Raw genomic sequence first — 26,594 nt, forward strand, 5'->3', positions numbered from 1 at the left:
CGCAATTCAACAACAGGCGCGGCGCCTGGCCGCCAGCGGAGGTTTCCCGTGCTCGACAAGCTCAACCGTTTCGTGGACAGCCACGGCAGCCTGCACACGGGCCGTGGCCTGGTCACCGGCGTCATCGCCCTGACCCTGGCCTGCCTGTGCTTCCTGGGCGTGCTGGCCTTCCACTTCCCCGAATACCTCACCACGCCCGAGCTGCGCAAAAGCTACGACGTGGCGCTGATGCGCCAGCTGCTGTTCTGGTCTCTGGTGGTCGCGGGCGCGCTCAGCCTGGTGAACCTGGTGTTCCGGCGCACGCCCTGGCTGGCTGGCACCGCGTTCGCGCTGGTGCTGCTGAGTGCCCTGCTGGGTGGGCACCAGGTGGAGGTGGACCCGCACTTCCCCGACCACACGCCCTACATCGGCCTGGACTGGTTCATCCTCGACCTGCTGGGCTCGGCGTTGATCTTCATCTTCATCGAGAAGCTCTTCGGCCTGCGCAAGGACCAGCCGGTGTTCCGCCCCGAGTGGCAGACCGACTTCCAGCACTTCATCGTCAACCACATGCTGATCGGCTTCATGCTGCTGGCCACCAACCTGCTGGTGCACAAGCTCTTCGGGTGGGCCGCCAACGACGGCATCCGCGGCTGGGTGGCGGCGCTGCCGTTCTGGGTGGCGCTGCCACTGATCATCCTGGTGGCCGATCTGGTGCAGTACTGGACCCACCGCGCCTACCACGAGGTGCCGATGCTCTGGCGCCTGCACGCGGTGCACCACAGTGCCAAGCACATGGACTGGATGGCCGGCTCACGCCAGCACGTGATCGAGATCCTGATCACCCGCACCCTGGTGCTGGCCCCGATCTTCACCCTGGGCTTCTCCAAGGAAGTGATCGACGCCTACATCATCGTGGTGGGTTTCCAGGCGGTGTTCAACCACGCCAACGTCAGCGTTCGCCTGGGGCCGCTGCGCCACGTGATCGTGACGCCCAACTTCCATCACTGGCACCACAGCCAGGACCAGGAGGCGCTGGACCGCAACTACGCGGCGCACTACGCCTTTCTCGACCACCTGTTCGGCACCGCCGTCAAGAGCGAGCGCGAGTGGCCCGCGCAATACGGCGTGCTGGGCGACTACGTGCCCGACGGATTCTGGAAGCAGGTGAAGTTCCCCTTTGTCTGGAAAGGCTGACCCGGTGACCGGTTTTGACGTCGTGGTGGTCGGCGCAGGCGCGGCCGGCCTGTTTTGCGCGGGTGTGGCCGGGCAGCGCGGCCTGAAGGTGCTGCTGCTGGACCACAGTGACAAGGTGGCGGAGAAGGTCCGCATCTCGGGCGGCGGCCGCGCCAACTTCACCAACCGCGACATCGACGTGCGCCAGCCGCACAAACACTTCGTCGGCGAAAACCCCCACTTCTGCCGCTCGGCGCTCTCGCGCTATACGCCGGCCGACTTCATTGCGCTGGTGCAGAAGCACGGCATCCCCTTCCACGAGAAGCACAAGGGCCAGCTGTTCTGCGACCGCTCGGCCGGCGACCTGATCGACATGCTGCTGGCCGAATGCACGGCCGGCGGCGTGGCGCGCTGGCAGCCCTGCGGCGTGAAGGCCCTGCGCGCGACCGACGGCGGCGGCTACGAGCTGGACACCGACCGGGGCTCGGTGCAGGCGCGCAAGGTCGTCATCGCCACCGGCGGCCTGTCGATTCCCGCCATCGGCGCCACCGACTTCGGCTTGCGGGTGGCGAAGCAGTTCGGCCTGCGGACCGTGGAACCGCGCCCCGGCCTGGTGCCGCTGACCTTCGACGGCGCGGGCTGGGCGCCCTACGCCGGGCTGGCGGGTCTGGCGCTGCCGGTGGTCATCGAGACCGGGACCAAGAAGGAGCGGGTGGCGTTCCACGAAGACCTGCTGTTCACCCACCGCGGCCTGTCCGGCCCGGCGGTGCTGCAGATCTCCAGCTACTGGAAACCCGGCACGCCCATCCGCATCAACCTCGCGCCCGAGACCGACCTGCCGGCCGCGCTGGCCGAGGCCAAACAGCGCTCGCGCAAGCTGCTGGCCAACGAACTGGCGCAGTGGGTGCCCTCCCGGCTGGCCGAGGCCTGGGTGGCGCAGGACACCGAGTGGCAGCGGCCGGTGGCCGAGTGCAGCGACAAGGCGCTGGCGCGGCTGGCCGAGCGGCTGGCACGCTGGGAACTGGTGCCCACCGGCACCGAGGGCTACAAGAAGGCCGAGGTGACGCTGGGCGGCGTGGACACCCGCGACCTGTCGCAGCAGACCATGGAGTCGAAACAACCCGGTCTGTACTTCATCGGCGAGGTGGTGGACGTGACCGGCTGGCTGGGCGGCTACAACTTCCAGTGGGCATGGGCGAGCGCCCACGCCTGCGCTTCCGGCTTGTGAACACCACCCGAAACGCTATAATCCAAGGCTTTGCTGGCAAAACCCCGTCGGCCAATACTAGTTTTCAGACGGGGAAAACCGCTGGTACGAAGGCCGGGCCCGATCTTCCCGTCCATCCTCTGCCCGCACATTTGGAACCATTAGCTAATGACCACCATCCGCGTTAAAGACAACGAGCCGTTTGACGTCGCCCTGCGCCGCTTCAAGCGCACCATCGAAAAACTGGGTCTGCTGACCGACCTGCGCGCCCGCGAGTTCTACGAGAAGCCGACCGCCGAGCGCAAGCGCAAGAAGGCCGCCGCCGTCAAGCGCCATTACAAGCGCGTGCGCAGCATGCAGCTGCCCAAGAAGCTGTACTGATCGCCTCAGTCGCTTCTGCAAGAACCCGCCCGGGACGCCGCGCGGGTTTTTTTACGCCTGTGCAGCGGACGCCAGGCGGCTTCTCAGGGCCGCGGCCGCCTCGGCCAGCGCCGCCTCGAAGTCGGCCCGCAGAGGGTGCGGTGTGCGCCAGCTGGGGCGGATCAGCGCCACATGGAACGGAATGCTCACGCCCAGCGGCCGCACCACCAGCCCGCCCCCGGCTCCGTCGCCCGCCAGTTCCAGCGCCGTCAGCGGATTGACGATGCCCAGCCCCAGACCCTGGCGCACCAGGGCACAGACCGAGACCGCGCTGGGCGTCTCCAGCCGCAGCTCGCGGCCCACGCCGGCCTTGGCGAACAGCGCGTCCACCTGCTGGCGGTAGGGGTCGGCCGGCGCAAAGCTGATGAAGGATTCACCCGCGAAGTCGGCCAGCGACAGCACCGCCTTCCGCGCCAGTGCGTGTGCGGCCGGCAGCACCGCCACCTCGTCGGCCACCAGCAGGGTGTCCAGCGTGCAGCCGGCCGGCGCCTCATGGCGTTCACTCAGACCCAGGTCGAAGCGTTGCTCGGACAGCGCCGCCTCCAGCTGCGGCGACTCGATGGGCGTCAAGCCCACCGCCGCCTCCGGCTGCTTCAGGGCAAAGCGCCGCACCGCGTCCGGCAGCAAGGCGTGCGAGAGCGCGGGCAGGCAGGCCAGCTGCAGCCGGCCGTGGGCGTAGCCCTTGAGCGCCACGGCGGTCGCGGCGATGCGCTCCAGCCCCACATAGGACTGCTCCACTTCCTCCATCAGCGCCAGCGCCCGCACCGTGGGCTTGAGCCGCCCCTTCACGCGCTCGAACAAGGCGAAGCCCAGCACCTGCTCCAGCCGCCCCAGTTCGCGGCTGACCGTGGGCTGCGAGGTGTGCAGCAGCTCGGCCGCGCGCGTGACGTGGCCGGTGCCCATCACGGCACGGAAGAACTCGATCTGGCGGTGGCTCAGCTTCATATCAATATTGAATTGATATTGAATTATCTGGCATTGCTCAATATGACCAGAACCGGGATCATCGGTGCCCATGAACCCCTTCTCCGACACCCTCCTCCAGTCCCTGGCCCGCCAGCACGGCACCCCGCTCTGGGTCTACGACGCCGCCACCATCCGCGCCCGCATCGCCGAGCTGCGCGCCTTCGACACCATCCGCTTCGCCCAGAAGGCCAACTCCAACGTGCACCTGCTGCGCCTGATGCGCGAACAGGGCGTGGTGGTCGACGCGGTCTCGCGCGGCGAGATCCTGCGCGCGCTGGCCGCCGGCTTCAGCGCCGAGGTCAACGCCCAGGGCGCCTCGGGCATCGTCTTCACCGCCGACCTGTTCGACCACGCCACGCTGGCCACGGTCGTCGAACACCGCGTACCGGTCAACGCCGGCTCCATCGACATGCTGCACCAGCTGGGCGCGGTCTCGCCCGGCCACCCGGTCTGGCTGCGCATCAACCCCGGCTTCGGCCACGGCCACAGCAACAAGACCAACACCGGCGGCGAGCACAGCAAGCACGGCATCTGGCACGCCGAGCTGGACGACGCGCTGGCGGCTGTGAAGCAGCACGGCCTGAAGCTCGTGGGCCTGCACATGCACATCGGCTCAGGCGTGGACTACGCACACCTGCAGGAGGTCTGCCACGCCATGGTGCAGCTCGTGAAGCGCGCAGGCACCGATCTGCAGGCCATCTCGGCCGGCGGCGGCCTGTCCATCCCCTACCGCGAAGGCGAGCCGCGCATCGACACCGCGCACTACTTCAGCCTCTGGGACGACGCCCGCCGCAGCATCGCCGCCCACCTGGGCCACGCGGTGCACCTGGAGCTCGAACCCGGCCGCTTCCTGGTGGCCGAAGCCGGCGTGCTGGTGACCGAGGTGCGCGCCACGAAACTCATGGGATCGAACCGCTTCACGCTGGTCGACGCGGGTTTCTCGGACCTGATGAGGCCCTCGATGTACGGCGCCTTCCACGGCATGGGCCTGATCCCGGCCGACGTCACGCCGCGTCCGACGGTGGAAACCGTGGTGGCCGGCCCGCTGTGCGAGTCGGGCGACGTGTTCACCCAGGCCGAAGGCGGCGTGGTGCTCACGCGCGCGCTGCCGCAGGCCCGGGTGGGCGACCTGCTGGTGCTGCACGACGCGGGCGCCTATGGCGCGTCCATGTCCAGCAACTACAACAGCCGCCCGCTCGCGGCCGAGGTGCTGGTGGACGGCGACAGCCACCGCCTGATCCGCCGCCGTCAGACGGTGGAGGAGCTGCTCGCGCTGGAACAGGTTTGAGAGAATCACGGGTTTTCCAGAACATCCACGGGAACACACCATGAGCCTCAAAGACAAGATCACCGACGACATGAAGGCCGCGATGCGCGCCAAGGACAGCGAGCGCCTGGGCACCATCCGCCTGCTGACGGCCGCCATGAAGCAGAAGGAAGTGGACGAGCGCATCGAGCTGGACGACGCCGCCGTGATCGCCGTCATCGACAAGATGGTCAAGCAGCGCAAGGACTCGATCACCGCCTTCGAGCAGGGCGGCCGCGCCGACCTGGCGGCCAAGGAAGCCGCTGAACTGGTGGTGCTGGAGGCCTACCTGCCGGCCCGCCTGTCGGCCGACGAAATCGCTGCCGAGGTCAAGGCCATCGTGGCAGAACTCGGCGCCAAGGGTCCGGGCGACATGGGCAAGGTCATGGGCGCGGTGAAGGCGAAACTCGCAGGCAAGGCCGACATGGGCCAGGTGTCCGCTGCCGTCAAGGCCGCACTGGCAAGCTGACGGGACGCTGAACACTCCCCGGTTTTTCAGGGTAAACCGGGTCAGGCTGGCGACAGCTGCGTTCCTACACTCGCGGCACTCTTCCGGAGGTGCCCCATGCGATTTCTGTTCTCCCGTCTGACCCTGGCCCTTGGCCTGTGCGCCGCCGGCCTGGTGCCGGTCCAGGCCCAGACCGCGCAGCCGGTCCGCATCGGTGTCATCGGCCCGTTCAGCGGCCCCTCGTCCGACTTCGGCAACCCCATGCTGCACGGCGTGCAGCTGGCGGTCGAAGAAATCAACGCCGTCGGCGGCTACCTGGGCCGCCCCCTGGAACTGGTGGTCAAGGACGACCAGGGCAACCCGGACGTGGGCCTCAAGGGCTCGCAGGAAATGGCCTCGGAGGGCGTGATCGCCACCATCGGCTTCTGCAACACCGGGGTGGCGGCCAAGTCGCTCGACGTGTTCCAGAACGGCCAGCTGCCGCTGATCATCCCCTGCGCCACCGGCACCCCGCTGACCTCGAAATTCCCGGCGCCTCAAAGCTACATCTTCCGCACTTCGGCGCGCGACGCCATCCAGGCCCCCTTCGTGGTCGACGACCTGGTCAAACGTGGCTGGACCAAGGTCGCCATCTTTGCAGACACCACCGGCTACGGCGAGGCCGGGCTGAAAGACGTGGAAGCGGCGCTGGCCGCCAGGCAGCTCAAGCCGGTGCACGTGGCCCGCTTCGCGCTGGGCGTCAAGGACCTGGGCAAGGAGCTTGCCGCCGCGCGCGACGCCGGCGCCAATGTGGTGTTCAGCTACACCGTCGGGCCGGAGAACGCGACCATCGCCAACGGCAAGCGCGACCTCAAGTGGGACGTGCCGCAGGTCGGGGCCTGGCCACTGTCCTTCCCGTTCTTCATCGAAGGCGCCAAGGCCGCGGCCGACGGCGCGCTGATGGCCCAGACCTTCATCGCCGAGCCCAGCAACGAGCGCCGGGCCGCCTTCCTGACCGCCTACCAGCGCAAGTACAAGCACAAGATCGCGGTGCCGATGGCGGCGGCGCAGTCCTACGACAGCACCTACCTGCTGACCTACGCGCTGTTCTCTATCCGCGACGGCAAGTTCACCGGTCCCGCCGTCAAGGCGGCGCTCGAGAACATCCCCCGCGTGTACTACGGCATCGTCTCGACCTACGAGCGGCCTTTCAGCGCCGACGACAAGGACGCCGTGACGCCCAACATGCTGGTCATGGGCAAGGTGAGGAACGGCGCCGTGACCTTCGCCTACCCGGAAGACGCCCGCCGCAACCTGGTGGTGCAGCGCAAGAAGTGACCGGCGCTCCGCCCCGCCGGGACCTCAACCCCGCGCGAGGATGAGCGCGGTGCCCGCCACCGCCAGCACCGCCCCCACCCAGGCCCCCAGGGCGGGCCGGCGCCGGTAGACCGCCCACAGCAGCGGCAGCAGCAGCACCGGCGTCACCGACGAGAAGATCGCCACCAGTCCCGCCTGGCCGTGGCGCATGGCGTAGAGGATCAGCGTCATGCCCAGCGCCATGGCGACGGCCGCGCTCAGGAAGGTGAGCCACGCATCCTGTGCGCGCAACGACTGCCGCGCCTTCGCGCCGGGCCAGCCCGAGGCCAGCAGCAGGCCGTGCGCGGCCAGCGCCAGACTCATGCGCACCGCCGAGGCGCTGACCGCGTCGATGCCGGACGCCATCAGCGGCTTGAGCATCAGCGTCGCCACCGACTGGCACAGGGCCGCGACCAGGCCCAGCCCCACGCCGACCACCAGCCGGCCCCGGGTCTGTTCCCAGCCGTGCGATTCGTCCTCGCGCTTGCCCCAGAGCACGGCCATCATCACGCCGCCCACCAGCAGCGCGCTGCCGACCAGCGCCCAGCCGCGGATCACCTCGCTCAGGAACAGCCAGGCCAGCAGGGCCGAGAACATCGCATGGGTGGCGAACAGCACGCCCGAGCGGCGCGGGCCCAGGCGGTTCATGCAGGCGAACAGCGCGGTGTCGCCGATGAAGATGCCGATCACGCCCGACAGACCCAGCAGGCCGATGGCCGCGGCGTCCAGGTCGCGCCAGCCACCGCCCGCCAGGGCGATGCCCCAGAGGATGGCGCTGGCGAACAGCATGCGCCAGCGGCTGAAGGCAAACGCTCCCAGGCGCTGCGCCGGTGGGGCGGAGAAGAGGCTGGACACCGCCCAGCTGGCGGCGGCCACCACCGCAAGCGCCTCGGGCCGGACCAGGATCAGCTCCCGGCGACCTTCATGCGGTTGATGAGGATCGAACCGACGGTCTTGGAGCCGTAGGTGTAGGCATCGGCGCCCACCGCCTCGATCCCCTTGAGCATGTCCTTCAGGTTGCCGGCGATGGTGATCTCCTGCACCGGGAACGCGATCTCGCCGTTCTCGACCCAGTAGCCCGAGGCGCCACGAGAGTAGTCGCCGGTCACGTAGTTCACGCCCTGGCCCATCAATTCGGTGACGAACAGGCCACGCCCCAGCTTCCGGATCATGGCGTCCAGGTCGTCGCCCGGGCGCGTCAGGCGGCTGGACAGCGTGAGGTTGTGCGAGCCCCCTGCGTTGCCGGTGGTGCGCATGCCCAGCTTGCGCGCCGAGTAGGTGGAGAGGAAGTAGCCCTGCACCTTGCCGGCCGACAGCACCTTGCGGCGCACGGTCTTCACGCCCTCGTCGTCGAACGGCGCGCTGCCCTTGCCGCCGACGAGGTGCGGGTCTTCCACGATGTCCAGGTGCGGCGCCATCACCTTCTTGCCCAGGCTGTCGGCCAGGAAGGTGGTCTTGCGGTAGAGCGCACCGCCGCTGGTGGCCTGCACGTAGGCGCCCAGCAGGCCGGCGGCCAGGGGCGACTCGAACAGCACCGGGCATTCGGTGGTCGGAATCTTGCGCGCGTTCAGGCGCGAAAGCGCGCGCTCGGCGGCGTAGCGGCCCACGGCCTCGGGGGTGGCCAGGTCCTGTGGCGCGCGCACCGAGCTGTACCAGTAGTCGCGTTGCATGTGCGCGCCCTTGCCGGCGATCGGCGCCACCGACAGGCTGTGGCGCGAGCTGGCGTAGCCGCCGCTGAAGATGCCGGGCCGGCCGCGCTCGCCGCCGCGCATGTGGGCGGTGAAAAAGTGCGACTGCTGGGCCGAGACGCTGGCGCCTTCGCTGTTGCTGATCTTCCTGCTGGTGGCAAACGCCGCCTGCTCGCAGGCCAGCGCGAGGCGCACCGCTTCGTCGGACGTGACGGCCCAGGGATGGAACAGGTCCAGGTCGGGGTAGCGGTCGGCGATGTCCTCGGGGTCGGGCAGGCCGGCCACCGGGTCTTCGGCCGTGAAGCGTGCGATGTCGTAAGCGGCCTGCACCGTCTGGCGCACGGCTTCCGCAGAGAAGTCGGAGGTCGAGGCGTTGCCGCGGCGGCGACCGAGGTAGACCGTGACGCCCAGCGACTTGTCGCGGTTGCGTTCGACGTTCTCCAGCTCGCCCTTGCGCACGCTCACGTTCAGACCGGCGCCTTCCGAGACTTCGGCGGCCGCGTCAACCGCGCCCAGGCGCTTGGCCTCAGCCAGCGCGAGGTCCACGACCTCCTCGAAGCGGCTGCGCGAATACTGGAACCCGGCCAGCGGCGCAGAGGGATCCGAAGGGGTGGACACGGAGGTGGCGGCGGTGTTTTTCATGGCGGCGGCTATGATACTTGCCGCCCTCTTCTCCCCTCCCCCATGGCCCGCAAACCCACAAAAGGCTACTTCGTCCGCGGCCATTTCGTCGCCGTCGGCAGCGAACTGGACCTCGAACTCAAACGCGAACTCAAGGGTTCGGTCGACATGAGCAAGACCGACCTCAAGAAGCACAGCGACCACCTGCAGTCGCTGGGCGAGAGCCTGCTGACGTTGCGCGCCGACCTCATGGCGCGCCTGCGCGAAGCCCATGAGGACGTCGACGACAAGCTGATCGACGCGTTGCAGGAGGCCAAACGCATCACCAACTTCGAGGGCAAGCGGCGCCAGATGCAGTTCATCGGCAAGCTCATGCGCAAGCTCGGTGAAGACACCATCGCGGCCATCGAAGCCGCGCTGGAAGAACAGCGCAAGCCCTCGGCCCGCGAGACCCTGGCCCTGCACCAAGCCGAACAGTGGCGCGACCGCCTGATCACCGACGATGGCGCGCTCACCGACTGGATGCAGGCAGCGCCCGATACCGATGTGCAACAGCTGCGCGCCCTGATCCGACAGGCCCGCAAGGACGCGCAAGGCGTGACCGAGCGCCCCGGGGAGGCCCAGCGCCACGGCAAGGCCTACCGCGAGATCTTTCAGCTGGTGCGCGCCGCATTGAACCGCGACGACACCGACGAACCCACTTCCGCAGAAGACGACCATGAGTGACGCTTTCGACCCGGTGCGCATCGGCATCGTCTCCATCAGCGACCGCGCCAGCACCGGCGTCTACGAGGACAAGGGCCTGCCCACCCTGCGCGAGTGGCTGGGCAAGGCGCTGAAGAATCCGATCACGTTTGAGGAACGGTTGATCCCGGACGAGCAGGGCATCATCAGCGCCACCCTGATCGAACTGGTCGATGCCGGCTGTGCCCTGGTGCTGACCACCGGCGGCACCGGTCCGGCCAGGCGCGACGTGACGCCCGAAGCCACGCTGGCGGTGGCACACAAGGAAATGCCCGGCTTCGGCGAACAGATGCGCCAGATCAGCCTGGCCTTCGTTCCCACGGCCATCCTCTCGCGCCAGGTCGCCGTGATCCGCGACAACAGCCTGATCATCAACCTGCCTGGCCAGCCCAAGGCGATTGCGGAGACGCTGGAAGGCGCGAAGAACGCCGACGGCGGCGTGCGCGTCAACGGCATCTTCGCCGCCGTGCCCTACTGCATCGACCTGATCGGCGGGCCCTACCTCGAAACCAACGACGAGGTCGTCAAGGGCTGGCGCCCGAAGAACGCCGTGCGTCCGGCGCGCTGACACCAATCCCGGGGCCCAGGAAGCCCATCTGCCAACAACGCTTTCGGGGGGAAGCATGCCGGTTTATCGCTGCAACAAATGCGGCCATGTGAGCGAATCGGGTGTCGCCGGGACGCAGGTGTCCTGCGCCGTCTGCCAGGCGCCGTGTTCGGTGTTCGACACCGTGTTCTATGTTCAGAAACTGATCGAGCGCTACGCCGCTGCCATGAGGGAAATCCGGGCATTGCAGGCAGACGAGCGGCAGGCAGCCGACAGTGACCCGAATGCGGGCCAGCCCGCTCAGGCGGATGAATCTGACGGGGATACCGACACGGAGAACTTTGCGACGGCCGCTCAGCATGCGCCCATCGAGCGATGGCTCAAGGCCAAGCAGATTGAAGCCCGTTTCGACCACAGCAACGTGGACACCAGCGGGTACTTCGATGAAGCCGCCCAGCAACTGGGTAAAAACCATGCGCTGTTTGGCGAGCTGATTCAGCGCGTCAACTGGTCCTACCGCAAGAGTCACACCGGGCTGAACATCGACCTGACCGGAGTCGCCCAGAAAGACGTGCTGGCGCTCACGACCCTCTGCCGCCAGTTCTACAGCCACACCCTGTTCGCCCGGTACCAGTACCAGAAGCAGGAGAAGGTCATCCGACTCGCGCTCCAGCCCGCGCCCAAAGTCAGGCAGTTCTTTGAAGGCGCCTGGCTCGAGTGGTTCGCGCTGCTGGAAGTGGTGGACCACCTCAAGGCGAGGAAGCTGGGCTTTTCCTGCGCCCGTGGTGTGGAGGTCCTTTTTTCCAACGAGGACATGCACGAACTGGATGTCGTGGTGCTGCCATCCGGTCAAAATCCCGTCTGCATCGAGTGCAAGACAGGTGAATTCCGGCGCGAGATCGACAAGTACCAGCGTCTTCGCAAGCGGCTGGGAGTGGAACGCAGCCGATTCATCATCTGTGCCACCGACATCACGGAAGACCAGGCCGTCAGCCTCAGTGCGATGTACGACCTCACCTTCGTGAATCCGGTCTCGCTCGCGCGCCACCTGAACAGCCTCGTCTGAAACTCTGCCATCCATCCCATGAACATCACCAAAGACACCGTCGTCACCCTCACCTTCCGCGCCAGCGACGCCAGCGGCAAGCTGCTCGAGGACGGCAAGACGCCGCGCAGCTACCTGCATGGCGGCTATGGCAACACCCTGGCCGGCATCGAGGCTGCACTGGAAGGCCAGGCCGCCGGCTACCAGACCACCGTGAAGCTCGCGCCGGCCGACGCCTTCGGCGAACGCGACGAGTCCTTGGTCACGACCATTCCGAAGAAGGATTTCCCGCCCGGCGTCAAGGTTGGTGGCCAGCTCGAAGGCCACGACGACCAGGGCCGGCACCAGGTCTTCACGGTCACCAAGATCAAGGGCGACACCGTGCTGCTCGACGGCAACCACCCGCTGGCGGGCCAGACGCTGACCTTCCAGCTCAAGGTGCTGGACGTGAAGGCCGCGACCGCCGAAGAAATCGCCCACGGCCACGCCCACGGCGCGCACGGCCACCACCATTGAGTCGCCGGTCTCCGCTGACCGCCCGCCTGGACTTCCCGGACACCGCACCGGGAGCACCGCCCGGCGCCCGGCTGCGGCTTGATTTCGAGCATCCGCTGGGCGTGATCGAGGCCTGGTCGCCGGACCAGGTGCTGCCCGCCATCGAGCAGGTGCAAGCGCAGGCGGCGGCGGGGCGCTGGTGCGTCGGCGGACTGGCCTACGAAGCGGCACCGGCGTTCGATTCGGCCCTGCCCGTGCGACCGGCCGATCCGCATTGGCCACTGGTCTGGTTCGGCGTCTACGACACGCCCTCGGGAGCACCCGACGACCCGGCGCTGGCGGCCGCCCCGATCGACTGGACCGCGGAATGGGGCCGCGCGCACTATCTGCACCAGGCGGACAAGGCCCGGGAGGCCATGGCCGCCGGCGAGTGTTACCAGATCAACCTCACCACCGCCCTTCGGGGCAGACTGGGCGGAGACCCGGCGGGCTGGATGGCTGCGCTTCGGCGCCACCAGGGCAGCGGCTACCTGCTGCGGCTGGGCGATGGGGAGCGCCAGGTGCTCAGCGCCTCGCCCGAGCTGTTCTTCGACTGGCAACCCGACCCTCAGGGCGGCCGGCTGGTCTGCCGCCCCATGAAGGGCACCGCGGCGCGCGAGAGCGACCCTGCGCTCGACCGGGCCGCGTGCGAGGCGCTGCACGCCAGCCCCAAGGAGCGCGCGGAGAACGTGATGATCGTGGACCTGCTGCGCAACGACCTCGGCCGTCTGGCCCGGACCGGCAGCGTGCGGGTGGACCGCCTGCTGGAGGTGGAGGCCTGGCCCACCGTGTGGCAGATGACCTCCACCATCACCGCACGGGTCCGTCCGGGCACCACCCTGACCGAGGTGCTGACCGCGCTCTTCCCCTGCGGCAGCGTCACCGGTGCGCCCAAGCGGCGCGCCATGCACCACATCACCGCGCTGGAAGACGCGCCGCGCGGTTTCTACTGCGGCGCCCTCGGCGTGGTGCGGCCGGGCGGTCACACCACTTTCAACGTGCCGATCCGCACGCTCGGCCTGCACCGGTCCGGTGATGAGGCGCGCGATGACCCGTGGCATGCCCGCTACGGCGTGGGGAGTGGCCTGACGGTGTGCGCCGACCCCGCCGCCGAATGGAGAGAACTGATGACCAAAAGCCGCCACCTGCACCGCATCGGCGAGCCGTTCGACCTGCTGGAGACCCTGCGACTGGAGCACGGCCGCTACTGGCTGCTGACCCACCACCTGGACCGCCTGCGCGAGAGCGCGGCCCACTTCGGCCACCTCTTCGACCCGGCCGCGGTGGAACACGCGCTGGAAGCCGTGCGCCTGGCCCATCCCGGGGGCCTGTGGCGCGTGCGCCTGCTGGTGGATGCCACGGGCCGGGCCGACGCCCAGGCCTACGCGATGACCGAGACCGCTTCGCCTGTGCGGGTGGCTCTGGCGCCATCGCCGCTGAACACCGAAGAAGCGCTGCAGGAGTTCATCCGCCACAAGACCACACGGCGCGGGCACTACGAGGCGCTGGCGCCCACCGACCCGGCGGTGTTCGACCACCTGCTGTACAACCAGCGCGGCGAACTCACCGAGTTCACCCGCGGCAATGTGGCGGTGCGGCTGGACGACCAGTGGTGGACACCGTCGCTGGACTGCGGCCTGCTGCCCGGCACCTACCGGCGCGAGCTGCTGGCGCAGGGCCGGCTGCAGGAGGCGGTGATCCCGGTGCAGCGGCTGGCGCAGGCCCAAGGCCTGGCCTTCTTCAACGGCCTGCGCGGCTGGCTGGACGCGGCGCTGGACGCCGCGCCGCCGCCCCGCTGATCACTTGCCGACCAGCTGGTTGAGCTTCTCCGCCTCGAAACACTCGGTCTTGGCCGCGTCGGCCGGCACGCAGTCCTTCTGCGCCAGCGACAGCTTCTCGATCGCCTGCCACAGCAGAGCGATCTGGTGCTCCTGGCCGGCGGCGTTGTCGATCAGGCTGCGCATGGCTTGGGACAGCGGGTCGTCTTCCTGCGTGATGCCGTAGGCCTGGAACTTCGGGTGCGCCTCGGTCACGTCGGCGCTCTCGCCCGACTTGCTCGGAATGATGCGTGCCGGAATGCCAACCGCCGTCGCGCCCGCCGGCACCGGCTTGATCACCACCGCATTGCTGCCGATCTTGGCGCCGTCGCCGACCACAAAGCCGCCCAGCACCTTGGCGCCCGCGCTGACCACCACGTCCTTGCCCAGCGTGGGATGGCGCTTGGTGCCCTTGTAGAGCGAGGTGCCCCCCAGGGTCACGCCCTGGTAGATGGTGCAGCCGTCGCCGATCTCGGCGGTCTCGCCCACCACCGTGCCCATCGCGTGGTCGAAGAACACACGCTCGCCCAGCTTCGCGCCGGGGTGGATCTCGATGCCGGTGAGAAATCGGCCCAGGTGCGACGTGAAGCGTCCCAGCCACTTGAGCCCGTGGGTCCAGAACCAGTGCGCCGGGCGGTGCAGCCATACCGCGTGCAGGCCCGGGTAACAGGTGATCACTTCCCAGGTGCTGCGCGCGGCAGGATCGCGCTCAAGGATGCACTGGATGTCGGATCGGATTCGGGCAAACATGGGGCGGGGAGTATGTGAACGGGGAACCAGTCTAGCGCTTCGCGCGCTCGGCCGTCTGCAGCATCGCCTTGGCAACACCGCGCAGGATGTGGATTTCCTCCGGCGTCGGTTGCGCCCGGTTGAACAGTGCGTTCAGGCGCGGCATCAGCTTCTTGGGAGCGGCCGGGTCGAGAAAATCGACCGCCACCAGCGCCTGCTCCAGGTGACCGAGCATGCCCGCGACCGAGGCCGCGTCGGCCGCCGGACGCTCCGGCGTGGTCGGCGGCGGGGCAAAGCCGCCCAGCGCCTGGCGCCAGTCGTAGGCGATCAGCTGCACCGCGGCGGCGAGGTTGAGCGAGCCGAAGCCCTCGGCGGTGGGGATGGAGAGACAGGCGTGGCAGCGGTAGACATCCTCGTTGCGCATGCCGAAGCGCTCGGAACCGAACAGGAAGGCGACGCCCTCGGGTTGCACCGCATCCGGCGCACCGGCCCCGGCGAGCAGCTGCGCGAAGTGCTCGCGCGGCGCCCGCGTGGGCGGGCCGAAGTCGCGCGGCGTCATGGCCGTGGCACAGAGGTGGCTCACGCCGTCCAGCGCCTCGTCCAGGGTCTCCACGATGCGCGCCCTTGCCAGCACGTCGTTGGCGCCGCTGGCGCGCTGGATGGTTTCTTCCCTTCGCAGCACGTTGGGCCAGCGCGGGGCGACCAGCACCAGATCGTCGAAACCCATCACCTTCATGGCCCGGGCGGCGCCACCCACATTGCCGGCGTGGCTGGTCTGGATCAGGATGAAACGGGTGCGCATGTCGGGTGAGCCGGTAAAATGCCGGGTATTGTCGCCGCCCCGCATCGCCGGACGCCGCACTCCCGCTCTTCCCCTGCCCACGGCCGCTTCCCGCGGCGCCGTCAAGGAACACAATTCATGTCGTCCAACCTCCACCCCATGCTGAACGTGGCCATCAAGGCCGCCCGCGCCGCCGGCGCCATCATCAACCGCGCCGCCCTCGACGTCGAGTCGGTCCGGGTTTCGGCCAAGCAGACCAACGATTTCGTCACCGAAATCGACCATGCGGCGGAGGCCGCGATCATCGAAACCCTGCTGACGGCCTACCCCGACCACGGCATCTGGGCCGAAGAATCCGGACGACGCGAAGGCAAGGGCCGCGACAAGAACCATGTCTGGATCATCGATCCGCTGGACGGCACCACCAACTTCATCCACGGCTTCCCGGTCTACTGCGTGAGCATCGCGCTCATGGTGGGCGGCCGCATCGAGCAGGCCGTGGTCTACGACCCGACCCGCAACGACCTGTTCTGCGCCACGCGCGGGCGCGGCGCCTATCTCAACGACCGCCGCATCCGCGTGGCCAAGCGCACCACACTGCGCGACTGCTTGCTGTCCACCGGCTTCCCGTTCCGCCCGGGCGATGCGTTCCAGACCTACATGAAGATGCTGGGCGATGTGATGCCCCGGTGCGCGGGCGTGCGCCGCCCTGGTTCGGCCGCCCTGGACCTGGCCTACGTGGCGGCCGGTTTCTCCGACGGTTTCTTTGAAATGGGCCTGTCGCCCTGGGACGTGGCCGCCGGTGCCCTGCTGGTCACCGAGGCCGGCGGACTGATCGGCAACTTCACCGGCGAGGCCGACTTCCTGGAGCAGCGCGAGTGCCTGGCCGCCAACCCGCGCATCTACGGCCAGCTCGTGGGCCTGACCGGCAAGTACAGCAAGTTCGCCAGCGCCGGCGACAAGGCCTCGGTGCGGCAGGCGGTCGCCAAGGACCCTGAGGCCGCCCGCGAGGACCAGCCGTCTGCGGACGACACCCCGCCCGAGGAGCCCTCCGCGCCGTTCTGACCGCGCAGCGGCGGAGCGTGGGGGCCTCAGTGCATCGGCAGGGTCCACCAGAAGGTGGCCCCATGGCCCGGCTGGGCCTCGGCCCAGATGCGGCCGCCGTGGCGCTCCAGGGTGCGCGCCACGATGGCCAGCCCCACGCCGGTGCCGCCCGGCGCATGGGCCCCGGCGTGCAGGCGCTGGAACAGCCCGAACAGCTTCTGGGCGTGCGCCATGTCGAAGCCCATGCCGTTGTCGCGGAGGTAGAACGCCCGGCGCGCCGGTTCGAACCCCAGTTCGATCACCGGCGCTTCCAGGTGGCGCGAGTACTTCAGCGCGTTGTCCATCAGGTTGGACAGCAGCTGGCGCAGCAGCTTGGCATCGCCCATCACCCGGGGCAAGGGTTGCAGCACGACCCTGGCGTGGGGCACGCCCGGTGCCAGCGCCTCGGTCACCGAACGGGCCAGCGCGTTCATGTCGACCGACACCGGCTCGATTTCGACCCGCACCACGCGCAGCAGCTCCAGCATGTCCGTGATCATCTGGCCCATGTTGCGCGAGGCGCTGACGATGCGCTCGAACATCAGCCGCCCTTCCGGGCTCAGGCGCTCGCCGTCGGTCTCGCCCACCAGGGATGCGAAGCCGTTGACCGAGCGCAGCGGCGCCCGCAGGTCGTGGGCGATCGAATATGAGATGACTTCCATGTCGCGCATCGAGCGTTCCAGCGCGGCGGTGCGCTCGGCCACACGCCGCTCCAGGCTGGCGTTGAGCGCCCGCACCTCCTCCTGCGCCGTGACCCGTTCGTGGATGTCCAGCAGCGTGCCCGACATGTACAGCGGCCGGCCGTCCGGGTCGCGCCGGTGCACCCGACCGCGGTCGTTGAACCAGAGCCAGGCGCCCTTCTTGTGCCGCATGCGCAGGTCGCAGTCGTAGACCGGCGTCGCGCCGCGCAGGTGGGCCTGCAGCAGCGCCTGGGCTCGTTCGAGGTCGTCGGGATGCACCAGCGCCTGCCAGGTCTCGCGCGTGGGCGGCTGCAACTCGTGCAGGCCAAAGCCCAGCAGGCCGGCCCAGCGGTCGCTGTAGAGCGTGAGGCCGGTGGCGATGTCGAGCTCCCAGATGCCCGGACCGGTCGCCTCCAGCACCCATGCCAGGCGCTGGCGTTCGTCCCTCAGCGCCTCTTCGGCCTCGACAAAGGACGTGACGTCCGAATAGGTGCGCACCATGCCACCTTCGGGCAGCGAACGGTTGTGGATTTCCAGGGCCCGGCCATCGGGAGTGCGGCGCATGTAGCGGTCGGGCACCGGCCCGGCATCGGCCTGCACATAGCGGCGCGCCCCCGGCTCGACCAGTCCATAGTCGGGACCGAAATCCCCGCGCGCCGCCTGGAAGGCCACCACCTCGTCCTGCGTCGGCTGACGGGCCATCAGCTCATCGGGCAGGTCCAGCATCTCCAGCAAGCGCCGGTTGTAGACCAGCACCCGCCCCTGTGCATCCATCTTGGACAGGCCCTGGCTCATGGTGTCGAGCGTGACCTGCAGCGCCGAGGTCTTGTCGGCCAGCAAGGCGGTGGTGGCCTGCAGCTGCAGGCGCGAGCGCTGGCGCTCCTCGTGCCCGCGCCGGGCCAGCACCAGCTGCCGCACCGTGCCCAGCAGCGGCTGCAGGAACTCCACATCGTCCTCGCGGTAGCCATCGGTGGCATTGGCCAGCCCGACCATGGCGATCAGCCGGCCGCCGACTTCCAGCGGAATGCCCAGGAACGAACGCATGGGCGGGTGGCCGTGCGGCAGCCCTCCGCGGCGCACATCCGTTTCCGGGTGGTTGCTGAGCACGGTTTCGCCGGTCCGCAACGCATGCCCGAACAGGGTGTTCAGATTGCGGAACTCCATGCCCGAATCCATCTGCTCGGCGACCATGCGCCGCGAGGCCTCGTCCCAGGAGATGTCGGTGATGGCATGGGTCTTGAGATAGGGCTGCCCCTGCGGGTCGTACAGCACCTCGCCCACGAAGCCGTAGGCGCTGTCCGTCACCGACAGAAAGGCCTTGAGCAGCCCGTCGAAGGCCCGCCGTTTGTCGTCGGCCTCGATGTAGGCGGCTTGCGCCTGCCGCACGGCGTCCAGCATCCGGTGCTGCCGGTCGAGCGCCTGGGCGGCCTGGCGGGCGTCGGTCACGTCGTGGACATAGCCGTGCCAGAGCACCGAGCCGTCCGGTTGCGCCTGCGGCAGGCCCTCGGCACTGCACCAGCGCGTGCCCTTGTCCGGGTGGTTGACCCGGAACGCCGTGCGCCAGGGTATCAACCGCGTGGTGGAGTCCCATATGGAATGCGCCATGCCCTGCTGGTCGTCCGGGTGCACGCGGCTGAACAGGACGCGTCCATCCCGGTACAGCTGATCGGGCGTGAGATCGAGCAGGTCGCGCACCATGTCGCTGACGAACTCGAAGCTGCCCCAGCCCTTCACGGGCATGCGCGACTGGAACACCACGCCCGGCACCCTGGCCGTGATGTGCTGCAGCAACTGCAGCTGCTGCACATGGGCGTCGATGGCCTCGCGCTGGGCGGTGATGTCCTGAACCACGCCGAAGTCGGTCTGCGGGATGCCCTTGACCGCGGTCTGGCTGATGCGGGTGCGCATCCAGCGCACCGAGCCATCCGGCCGGGTCCAGCGGAAATCGAGTTCCCGACCGTCGCGCGCCTCCCGCGCCGCCAGCCAGGCCGGCATGTCGTCGGGATGGATGCCTCCCCGCCCCTGGGCACGCTCCAGCGTCGGCGCCTGCGCCAGGCCAGTGATCTCGAACAGCCCGGGCGAAAAGTTCACGCTGCCTTCGTGCGGCGCGTTGGTCCAGTGGCCGGCCATCGCCAGTTTCTCGATGGCCGCATGCAGCTCCACCTGGTGCTGCAGGTCCAGGTTGGCGGCCCGCAGTTCGGCCTGTGTGCGGTCGCGTTCCTGTTCGGACATGACTTCCTGACTGATGTCCAGCAGGTACACCAGCAGCAGCGGCTCGGTGCCGTCAAGCAACGAAGTGTGCAGGCGCAGGTGGCGCGCACGGCCATCCATCATCACCATGCAGCGGGGCCGGTCCTCCTCCGTGAGCGAGCGGAGGTAGGCCTGCCGCTGGGTGACGTCGGGCCACAAGCCCAGTTCGAGGGTGGTGCGTCCGATGGCCTGGTCGCGCGCGATTCCCGAAAGCGTCTCCCACGCCTGATTGACCGCCACCAGGCGGCCATCGGACCGCCGTGACAGGGAGGCTGCGAATGGGGCGTCCTCGAACATCTGTTCGAAGGGCAGGGGCATGGCCGCGGCGGACAAACCGGTTCCGGACAAGGAAGCGCTGAGGGACGGCGGCATGTTCAAAAAAAACAGGGCTCGGCAGACGAAAGGTGGCCCATTGTGGGTCACAGGGTCGCACTGCGGGAAGACCCTGAACTGCTAAAGTAGGTCGCTTTTGTGCACTGTTTCCCGGACTTGCCTTGACCGCCCCGCTGGACCGCCACACCCCCATTGTGTAGGCAGGCAAATACGCCCCTGTGCGGATTTGCCAATTTTTCCTTTATTGACGGCCACTTAGAGCAGGTACGCCGGACTTCGCCAGAGTGCACCATGGGCGTGAATTGGCATAGTTTGGCGATGGAATTACCCCAAAATTACACCAAGCAAACAGCCCGGAAACTGGCGCATAGCCCAGCGTGTGATGGCGTACTTTGACGGCACACTCCCCCGCCTGCTCCAGCACGCTCCGACAGCAAGCGCCTCTACGCTCCAGCACGCCGGGACAGGTTTCGGCGGCCGTCACAGCATGGCATCGTCGCCCCATCGAGTAGCGGAACCTCCAAGTGCCACTCCCACCCTCAGCCTTCTACCAGACACACCTGTCGGGCCTCCACCAACAACTGCTGGCTAGCCCGATCGTCCGCTCCTACCTGACCGGCACGGGCATCCGCCTCGATGGCATCGAGTTGAACCCCGACGATCTCTACGAACTGCCCATCGGCATCTTCTCCGTGGTGGAGTTCGCTCACCTGCTCTCTGTGTTCGATGGCAGCCGCGTCCACCAGCAGGCCGAACACTCATTCGGCCTGGATGAAGCACCACCAGGCCTGTACTTCACCATCGCCAACTCCCAACTGATTCAGCACCCAGGCAAAAACCGGCTCGGCCTGTACGCGGCCCCAAACGGGGGAACCGACCTGTTCATCGACGGCCTGCACGTCGATCGGTATTTCCTAAACGAACACCACACCCCACCGACATTGGGCACGGTGGCGTTCGCGCTCTGCGCGATCACGGCACACTTGGCTGGTCTGTCCCATGTGTCCCTGGTGGCTGCGGGCGGACATGGGTTCGACCGGCGCCACATCGGTTACAAGGTCTGGCCCAAGCTGGGGTTCAATGCACCACTGTGGCCGGAAGAAGTGGCCCAGGCTCCGCACTTGGCCCACTGCCAGAGCGTGCAGGACGTGCTGGCCACGGACGCCGCCTGGTGGGCCGATCACGGCAGCCAGCGGCTCATGACCTTCGATCTGACCGCATCAAGCACAGCTTGGCAAAAACTGCTACCCTATGCAGGTAGAAAGCTCTCTGATGGGAGACTTCCATGAGCTACAACCGCGCAGTCCGCAAGCCTACCGAAACCCCGCAGAAAACCGCTGCGGCAGGCGGTCGCGTCTTCAAGTTCCCGTTCAAAGGCATCCCGCCCGTCACTGCGGAAATGTGGGCCAAGATGGAAGCCGCCGCGCGGATACCGCGCAAGGATCGGGACTATCCGGTCATGATCGAAGCGCCGGACGCCTGACCCGGCCCGAATGAACAGAACCCGCCAGCGATGGCGGGTTTTGCGTTTCAGGGGTCAGTTCGAACCCGGCGAGGCCACCGGCGACCGTGAGCGCGGCGACCTGGCACGTTCATCCCCGACCGGCCATAAAGGCTTCGAGCATAACCACCTCGCCATGCGTTTACGTGTACAGCGCCATGCCAGTCGGATGTGATAAGCCGCGCTTGTGGCCGTATAGTGCTCCTATGGTTGACACCTTGACACAAGAAGCCCGTAGTACGCTGATGTCGCGCGTTCGTCAAAAGGACACCTCTCCCGAGGTGAGGTTACGCAAACAACTGCACGCGAAAGGGCTGCGCTACCTCCTTCACCCTGCGTCTTTGCCTGGCCGTCCCGACTTAGCCTTTCCTAGATACCGAATCGCTGTCTTTGTTCATGGCTGCTTCTGGCATGGGCACAACTGTCGGGCTGGCCGACTGCCGTCCTCCAATCAGGCGTACTGGTCGGAAAAAATCGCCGCCAATCAGGTACGAGACGCCCGCAAGATCGCCGAACTCCGCGGATTGGGTTGGCGAGTCGCCGTTGTTTGGGAATGCGAAACAAAAGGCTCCAATCTCGTTCGGACAATCTCGACCATGGTTGAAATCATCCGAGACGGTGCTTCCCCCGAGATTTCACACCCAAGTGTCTGAACAGGAATCCTCATGGAACAAGATACCCTGGCCTTGCCGAATGCCGACCAAGCGGCATTAGTCGAAACACAGATCGCAGAACTGCAAAAAATCACGGATTACGAAATTCGCGAATGGCCGATTGAAGTTCTGGTGGAGAAATTCACCAGCGGCCGAGAAACCGACACGTCCGAAATTTTCATCCCGGATTATCAGCGCGAGATGGTCTGGAGTGCAAAACAACAATCGCGCTTCATCGAATCCATCCTTATTCGGCTTCCTGTTCCCTTCATTTTCGCCGCTGATGTCGGATCGGGCGACCGCGCGGGAACATTGGAAATCATCGACGGTTCACAGCGACTGCGTACGCTAGACAACTTCCTCTCCGACCGGCTGCACCTGCAAGACTTGGTACGGTTGACGGCAGCCAACGGCATGCGCTTCTCGGATTTCGGGAAGCCTCGTCAGCTGCGCTTCAAGCGATCCACGATCCGGGTCATCGAACTCACTGAGCAAGCTGACGAACAGGCACGCCGAGAAATGTTCGACCGCCTCAACTCCGGCGGCAGCAAACTCACCAGCATGGAAATTCGGCGCGGCGTGGAAGACGGCCCTTTCATGAAAATGATTACCGAATGGGCGGGTAAAGATATTTTCAAAGAAATGGTGCCTCTGAGCGATCGCAATGCCAAGCGCAAGGAATACGAGGAACTCGCACTGCGTTACTTCGCCTATGCCAACAACTACAAAGCCTTCCAGAAAAGCGTAGACCAGTTCCTGACCGACTATTTGAAGGATCGGAACAAAAATGCTACGCCTGCGGAGCTTGAAACGATGTCGGGAGAGTTCGAGCGTGCGCTGCAATTCGTGCAGCAACATTTCCCCAACGGCTTCAAGCGGAAGGACCACAACACCGTACCTCGCATCCGCTTCGAGGCCATAGCCGTGGGCGCCACTTTGGCGCTCCGGGAACAACCCGGTCTACAGCCGGCAAACATCGCGGCTTGGCTGGATAGTCCACAGTTCATCAAGCACACCCGTTCCGACGCAAGCAACTCGCGGCCCAAGCTGATCAATCGAATCCACTACGTACGCGACCATCTACTGGACAAGGAAGTCGAGGAAGACCCGGACACGGCTCTGGTCGAGGGCAGCGCCAACGACGATGCACCTCCTGACAACGAACCCGACCAGTCGGAACTGTTCGTATGACGCATATGCTGCCGTTAACCAAAGAGCTATTACGCTCTCGCGCTCATGAATTGCTGGTGTATCTGCAATTTTTGCGGATCGCGTTGGAAAAAGACGCGCATGTCAGCGCGCTGGGAGATCGGGTGCAACTACCTCTGGACAAGGCGCTCACCCATATGATGAAGGCCAACGTGTGCCTGTTGCTCTACAGCGCGATGGAGGCGTGCATGGTGCAATTATTGGACGAGATGCACGACATCATCGGCCAGAACTGCCAAGGTGCAGATCAACTTAACAATCAGCTCGTGCTGATGGTCGCACGCCACTTCAAGGCTAGCAAGACCAATCTGACTACAGAAAATACCAGTTCACCCCTTCATGAAAACCTCTTCAAGACATGGTTGGTCGATTGGCAAGATCGCAACCAGCGCGAAAAGCGTCAGGCCGGCCTATCTGGCAGCGTAGACAGTTTGGCAATTTTCGACAGATTGCGCCGGTTCGGCGTATTTCCAGCCGATCTCAAGAAGCCTCCCGCACATCTGACCCATGGGGCCTTGCAAAGCACCAAAGGGCGTCGAAACCAATTAGCGCACGGGGAACGCAGTTTCGCGGATCTGGGGCAAGATTTGGCATTCGAAGAACTATGCCGAGACGCGCTCGCTGTGTTCCGCACGCTGCGGCGCGTGGCTCAGGAAGTGAACGTTTTTCTGCAACAGCGCCGCTACTTAGCGGCACCGGCCTTAGCGTTAATCGAGGCGTAAAGCGAGCGCGCTACCGCCTCGCCCAATTTGGGCGGTACAGCGTTACCGATCAGCCGCGCCAAGGTTTTTATCACGACAGGCTTACCGTCTTCGACAAAACGGTAATCGCTAGGAAAAGACTGAAAGATAGCCGCCTCGCGCAAGGATATGCCACGATGCTGAAGCGGGTGGCCGAAGCGGCCGTTACCGTACCCGTTGCACAGTGTCGTCATGGTAGGAGCCGGCTTGTCCCACTCCATGCGCCCGTACACGCCGGCAGAGTGCTTACCACTATCACGCCGATGACATTCGGCCACCAGTTCACCTGGCCAGTCACGCCAAGTGCCGCCTGGACGCGAGGCACGAATACGCTTGCGATTGAGCGGTGACAGGGACGAGGCCACGTGCAGCGGGTCTTCCGCGCATTGTTGACCATCGACGAGGGTGGGCAAATGGCCCACTGCCTCACGGACAGTCACCCACTGGGTAGCCCCTTTGTGCGTGGGCTCCGGCAAAGTCACCGGCCCACTCCTGGAGGCGACCAACACCAACCGCTTACGCTGCTGAGGGGCCCCGTAGTCGGCGGCGTTCACTACTCCGTAAGCTACTTGATACTGCCCCTTCTTCAGTGCACGCAAAAATGCCTTGAATGGCGCTGTCCCCAGCAAGCGCGGCACGTTTTCCATAGTGACCAAGTCGGGCGAACACTCTTCCACCAGTCGAGCGAACTCCTTCAGCAAGCGCCACTTAACCTTGTCCACCGTGGCAGTGTTCGCATAGCTCGAAAAGGGCTGGCAAGGCGCACATCCGGCAAGCAATCGCACCGCGTTCGGCGACCATAGCTCGGCTAACTGCTGCCCCGTAACGTTCGCCACGTCGCCCTGCACGAACTGAGCGTCCGGGTGATTAGCTGTATAGGGATACTCGCAGGCCGGGTCCAGATCGAACCCCGCCACGACCTTCACCCCCTGACGTGCCAAGCCGTGCGAGAGGCCACCGGCCCCGCAGAACAAATCGATCGCTTCAACTTGACGCGCTGAAGGCACATGGTGAACAACAGTCCGAGTAGACATCCTGAAACTTACTATGAAATCGTGCCCCACTACGCCGTCAGCGCAACTACCCTAGTTTCGCATCTTGCCACAAGTCGGGCCGTTAAAGACAGGCCCTCGGCCTTGCAAACCGTACCTGCGCCCCAAATGCCTTCTGCGGCAAAAGTCCGGTCATGATCGAAGCGCCGGAGGTCTGAACCGGCCCGAAGGAACAAAGCCCGCCAGCGGCGGCGGGTTTTGCGTTTTATGACCTGAGCGAGGGTGCATCGGTCCCCGGCGCAGCCGCCGAGGGCCGCGAAAGCGGCGGCTTGACGCGCTCGCCCTTCCTGAATCCTCGATCCCCCGCCATGAAGGCTTCCAGCATGTGCGGGATCAGCGTCATGGCATCGGCCGCCTCACCATAGGTCTGCGCGTGCAACGCGGCGTAGCGGTCGAGGTCGGCTTTCAGGCTGGCCGGGCAGGCAAATATCAGCTTGACGCTCTCGGTCTTGGGCAGCGGCCCGAGTCGCAGTTTCTTGGTCGTGCTCATTGCGAAGTTCCCCGATTGAAGAACAGCGGCTGGTAGGGCCGCAGCACCAGATCGCGGTTCACGATGATCCTCACCGGCAGACCTGGCCGGCTGGTCAGCGTCGGCTGGATGTTCATGTTGCGCCGGGTTATTTCCTGGCCCACCTGATTGATGCTGTCCTGCGCGGTGTCGCGCCCGGCGATCACGATGCGGTTGCCGTCCTGACGGTTCTCCGGCGCGGCCAGCTCGGCACCGATGCCCAGCAGCGTGGTCAGCGCCGCGCCGGCAAAGACGCGGCCCCAATGCCAATCGACGCCATCCTCCAGGCCGGCGTAGCCGGCCGGATCGGTACCCACGGGGTTGTCCAGCGTCAGCGAAGACGTGTCCGGCAGGATGACGCGGTTCCACACCACCTGCACGCGGCTCTGCCCGTAGCTCACCTGGCTGTTGTACCTGCCCAGGATGCGCGAGCCCTGCGGGATCAGCAGGAACTTGCCCGTGGCCGTGTCATAGACCGGCTCCGTCACCGTGGCGATCACGTCGCCCGGTAGGTCCGACTTGATGCCCGTCACCAGCGCCCCGGCGATCACCGTCCCGGCCATCACCTGGTACGGCGAAGCCGGCATTTGCAGATGGCCGGAATTGCGGGTTTCCGTAGAACCGGCTTTCTGGAAAGCCTCCTTCTGGTCCTGCCGGTTCTGCGCGGTGGTCGGGTCGGTGAGCTGGGCCGCCGTCGAGGCTGGCCCAGCGGCGAGCGGGTCGAAGGCCGCCAAGGCGGATCCCGGGCCGGCAGTGGCGGCCTGCGTAGGCGCAGCGGTCTTCTGTCCACCCGATTGGAAGAACACCGTAGAGGCTGCCGCTGCATCCGCTTCCTTGCGCCGTGCGTCCTCCGGGTCATGTCCCGGTGGGGCATAGACAGGCGTCACCGGCTGCTGCGACTTCACGATGGCCGGACCGAGATCGCCCGGCAGCGGCGGCCCCAGCTCGGGCACCTTGACCGGCAGCTTGGAGTAGTCGGCTGGCAGGCCATCCAGCCCTTCGGACTTCGAGACGCGATCCACGTTGTACAGCTCGGTCTGTTCGCCAGCACTGCGCCGATGCGGCTGGAGCGACCAGATGGTGGCCCCGAGCACGGCCACCGACAGGCCGCCAGTGAGGATGGCCAGCGCGCGCCGGTTCAGGCGCGTGACCGGACGCGGCTGGGCGCGCAGCGCCACCGCCTCCGGCGCCACCTTGGCCGCCGAAGGCGCGGCAAGGCCGGGAGTGTCGTCCTGGCTCATG

At 66.6% G+C, this 26,594-nt stretch carries 26 protein-coding genes; 17 read left to right on the top strand and 9 right to left on the bottom strand.

The window, feature by feature from the left end; genetic code table 11:
* Positions 1-48: 48 nt before the first annotated feature.
* From RCO38_RS01875 to rpsU, 3 genes are all read left to right on the top strand, one after another.
* Entirely contained in the window at positions 49-1,176 is a 1,128-nt protein-coding gene (locus RCO38_RS01875; protein WP_308326610.1) for a sterol desaturase family protein, read from the top strand.
* Positions 1,177-1,180: 4 nt separating this feature from the next.
* A complete protein-coding gene (locus RCO38_RS01880) occupies positions 1,181-2,383 on the top strand; it encodes an NAD(P)/FAD-dependent oxidoreductase (RefSeq protein ID WP_308326611.1) in 1,203 nt (400 codons plus the stop codon).
* Positions 2,384-2,530: 147 nt separating this feature from the next.
* Entirely contained in the window at positions 2,531-2,743 is a 213-nt protein-coding gene (gene rpsU, locus RCO38_RS01885) for a 30S ribosomal protein S21 (RefSeq protein WP_056273869.1), read from the top strand.
* A 51-nt stretch (positions 2,744-2,794) separates the two neighbouring features.
* Here rpsU and RCO38_RS01890 read toward each other — a convergent pair whose 3' ends face one another.
* Positions 2,795-3,727, bottom strand: a complete 933-nt coding sequence (locus RCO38_RS01890) for a LysR family transcriptional regulator (protein WP_308326612.1) — start codon at positions 3,725-3,727, stop codon at positions 2,795-2,797.
* A gap of 70 nt (positions 3,728-3,797) precedes the next feature.
* Here RCO38_RS01890 and lysA point away from each other — a divergent pair, with 70 nt between their 5' ends.
* The 3 genes from lysA to RCO38_RS01905 all read left to right on the top strand — a co-directional run bounded on the left by lysA (position 3,798) and on the right by RCO38_RS01905 (position 6,819).
* The gene (gene lysA, locus RCO38_RS01895; protein ID WP_308326613.1) at positions 3,798-5,036 is read left to right on the top strand and encodes a diaminopimelate decarboxylase; all 1,239 of its coding nucleotides are present in this window, start codon (positions 3,798-3,800) and stop codon (positions 5,034-5,036) included.
* A gap of 40 nt (positions 5,037-5,076) precedes the next feature.
* On the top strand, positions 5,077-5,523 hold the full coding sequence (locus tag RCO38_RS01900; RefSeq protein ID WP_308326614.1) for a GatB/YqeY domain-containing protein: 447 nt from the start codon (positions 5,077-5,079) through the stop codon (positions 5,521-5,523).
* Positions 5,524-5,619: 96 nt separating this feature from the next.
* Positions 5,620-6,819: an ABC transporter substrate-binding protein gene (locus RCO38_RS01905; RefSeq protein ID WP_308326615.1), complete on the top strand. Its 1,200-nt coding sequence runs from the start codon at positions 5,620-5,622 to the stop codon at positions 6,817-6,819.
* Positions 6,820-6,843: 24 nt separating this feature from the next.
* On the opposite strand, the gene RCO38_RS01910 is transcribed toward RCO38_RS01905, so the two are convergent.
* The gene (locus RCO38_RS01910; protein ID WP_374694495.1) at positions 6,844-7,713 is read right to left on the bottom strand and encodes a DMT family transporter; all 870 of its coding nucleotides are present in this window, start codon (positions 7,711-7,713) and stop codon (positions 6,844-6,846) included.
* 29 nt (positions 7,714-7,742) lie between these two features.
* Complete coding sequence (gene pmbA, locus RCO38_RS01915; RefSeq protein WP_308326617.1) at positions 7,743-9,167, bottom strand: metalloprotease PmbA; 1,425 nt, start codon at positions 9,165-9,167, stop codon at positions 7,743-7,745.
* A gap of 42 nt (positions 9,168-9,209) precedes the next feature.
* Between pmbA and yjgA the strand changes: the two genes are divergently transcribed.
* From yjgA to RCO38_RS01940, 5 genes are all read left to right on the top strand, one after another.
* Positions 9,210-9,872, top strand: coding sequence for a ribosome biogenesis factor YjgA (gene yjgA, locus RCO38_RS01920; protein WP_308326618.1), 663 nt, complete (start codon positions 9,210-9,212; stop codon positions 9,870-9,872).
* Positions 9,865-10,458 carry a molybdopterin adenylyltransferase gene (gene mog / locus RCO38_RS01925; protein WP_308326619.1) on the top strand — a complete coding sequence of 198 codons (594 nt, stop codon included), beginning with the start codon at positions 9,865-9,867 and terminating at the stop codon, positions 10,456-10,458. Before yjgA ends, mog begins: the two co-directional genes overlap by 8 nt.
* Before the next feature lie 151 nt (positions 10,459-10,609).
* Complete coding sequence (locus RCO38_RS01930; protein WP_308326620.1) at positions 10,610-11,503, top strand: hypothetical protein; 894 nt, start codon at positions 10,610-10,612, stop codon at positions 11,501-11,503.
* A gap of 18 nt (positions 11,504-11,521) precedes the next feature.
* On the top strand, positions 11,522-11,998 hold the full coding sequence (locus tag RCO38_RS01935; RefSeq protein WP_308326621.1) for an FKBP-type peptidyl-prolyl cis-trans isomerase: 477 nt from the start codon (positions 11,522-11,524) through the stop codon (positions 11,996-11,998).
* Positions 11,995-13,815, top strand: coding sequence for a chorismate-binding protein (locus RCO38_RS01940; RefSeq protein WP_308326622.1), 1,821 nt, complete (start codon positions 11,995-11,997; stop codon positions 13,813-13,815). Before RCO38_RS01935 ends, RCO38_RS01940 begins: the two co-directional genes overlap by 4 nt.
* On the opposite strand, the gene cysE is transcribed toward RCO38_RS01940, so the two are convergent.
* Positions 13,816-14,583: a serine O-acetyltransferase gene (gene cysE, locus RCO38_RS01945; RefSeq protein ID WP_308326623.1), complete on the bottom strand. Its 768-nt coding sequence runs from the start codon at positions 14,581-14,583 to the stop codon at positions 13,816-13,818. It abuts the gene before it with no gap.
* A 31-nt stretch (positions 14,584-14,614) separates the two neighbouring features.
* The gene (locus RCO38_RS01950) at positions 14,615-15,364 is read right to left on the bottom strand and encodes an RNA methyltransferase (protein WP_308326624.1); all 750 of its coding nucleotides are present in this window, start codon (positions 15,362-15,364) and stop codon (positions 14,615-14,617) included.
* Between the two features lie 117 nt (positions 15,365-15,481).
* Here RCO38_RS01950 and RCO38_RS01955 point away from each other — a divergent pair, with 117 nt between their 5' ends.
* Positions 15,482-16,408 (top strand): inositol monophosphatase family protein, encoded by a 927-nt coding sequence (locus tag RCO38_RS01955; protein ID WP_308326625.1) that lies wholly within the window; start codon positions 15,482-15,484, stop codon positions 16,406-16,408.
* A 26-nt stretch (positions 16,409-16,434) separates the two neighbouring features.
* Here the strand turns inward: RCO38_RS01955 and RCO38_RS01960 are convergent, their stop codons facing one another.
* Entirely contained in the window at positions 16,435-19,674 is a 3,240-nt protein-coding gene (locus tag RCO38_RS01960; RefSeq protein WP_308326626.1) for a PAS domain-containing protein, read from the bottom strand.
* A gap of 539 nt (positions 19,675-20,213) precedes the next feature.
* Here RCO38_RS01960 and RCO38_RS01965 point away from each other — a divergent pair.
* The 5 genes from RCO38_RS01965 (at position 20,214) to RCO38_RS01985 (ending at position 23,774) form a co-directional block, all read left to right on the top strand.
* Positions 20,214-20,978: a hypothetical protein gene (locus tag RCO38_RS01965; RefSeq protein WP_296339551.1), complete on the top strand. Its 765-nt coding sequence runs from the start codon at positions 20,214-20,216 to the stop codon at positions 20,976-20,978.
* Positions 20,975-21,172, top strand: coding sequence for a hypothetical protein (locus RCO38_RS01970; protein ID WP_296339549.1), 198 nt, complete (start codon positions 20,975-20,977; stop codon positions 21,170-21,172). The genes RCO38_RS01965 and RCO38_RS01970 overlap by 4 nt, the downstream gene beginning before the upstream one ends.
* 224 nt (positions 21,173-21,396) lie before the next feature.
* Positions 21,397-21,843, top strand: a complete 447-nt coding sequence (locus RCO38_RS01975; RefSeq protein WP_296339547.1) for a very short patch repair endonuclease — start codon at positions 21,397-21,399, stop codon at positions 21,841-21,843.
* Positions 21,844-21,855: 12 nt separating this feature from the next.
* Positions 21,856-23,034, top strand: a complete 1,179-nt coding sequence (locus RCO38_RS01980; RefSeq protein ID WP_296339545.1) for a DUF262 domain-containing protein — start codon at positions 21,856-21,858, stop codon at positions 23,032-23,034.
* Positions 23,031-23,774: an MAE_28990/MAE_18760 family HEPN-like nuclease gene (locus RCO38_RS01985; protein ID WP_308326627.1), complete on the top strand. Its 744-nt coding sequence runs from the start codon at positions 23,031-23,033 to the stop codon at positions 23,772-23,774. Before RCO38_RS01980 ends, RCO38_RS01985 begins: the two co-directional genes overlap by 4 nt.
* Here the strand turns inward: RCO38_RS01985 and RCO38_RS01990 are convergent.
* From RCO38_RS01990 to RCO38_RS02000, 3 genes are all read right to left on the bottom strand, one after another.
* Positions 23,735-24,826: a DNA cytosine methyltransferase gene (locus RCO38_RS01990; protein WP_296339541.1), complete on the bottom strand. Its 1,092-nt coding sequence runs from the start codon at positions 24,824-24,826 to the stop codon at positions 23,735-23,737. The two genes, RCO38_RS01985 and RCO38_RS01990, sit on opposite strands and share 40 nt — an antisense overlap.
* A 223-nt stretch (positions 24,827-25,049) precedes the next feature.
* The gene (locus RCO38_RS01995; protein ID WP_296339539.1) at positions 25,050-25,334 is read right to left on the bottom strand and encodes a DUF2274 domain-containing protein; all 285 of its coding nucleotides are present in this window, start codon (positions 25,332-25,334) and stop codon (positions 25,050-25,052) included.
* Positions 25,331-26,593, bottom strand: coding sequence for a TrbI/VirB10 family protein (locus tag RCO38_RS02000; RefSeq protein WP_308326628.1), 1,263 nt, complete (start codon positions 26,591-26,593; stop codon positions 25,331-25,333). The genes RCO38_RS01995 and RCO38_RS02000 overlap by 4 nt, the downstream gene beginning before the upstream one ends.
* Between the last annotated feature and the right edge of the window lies 1 nt (position 26,594).

The sequence above is a fragment of the Hydrogenophaga pseudoflava genome (genome assembly GCF_031020795.1).
GTDB classification, from domain to species: Bacteria; Pseudomonadota; Gammaproteobacteria; order Burkholderiales; family Burkholderiaceae_C; genus Hydrogenophaga; species Hydrogenophaga pseudoflava_A.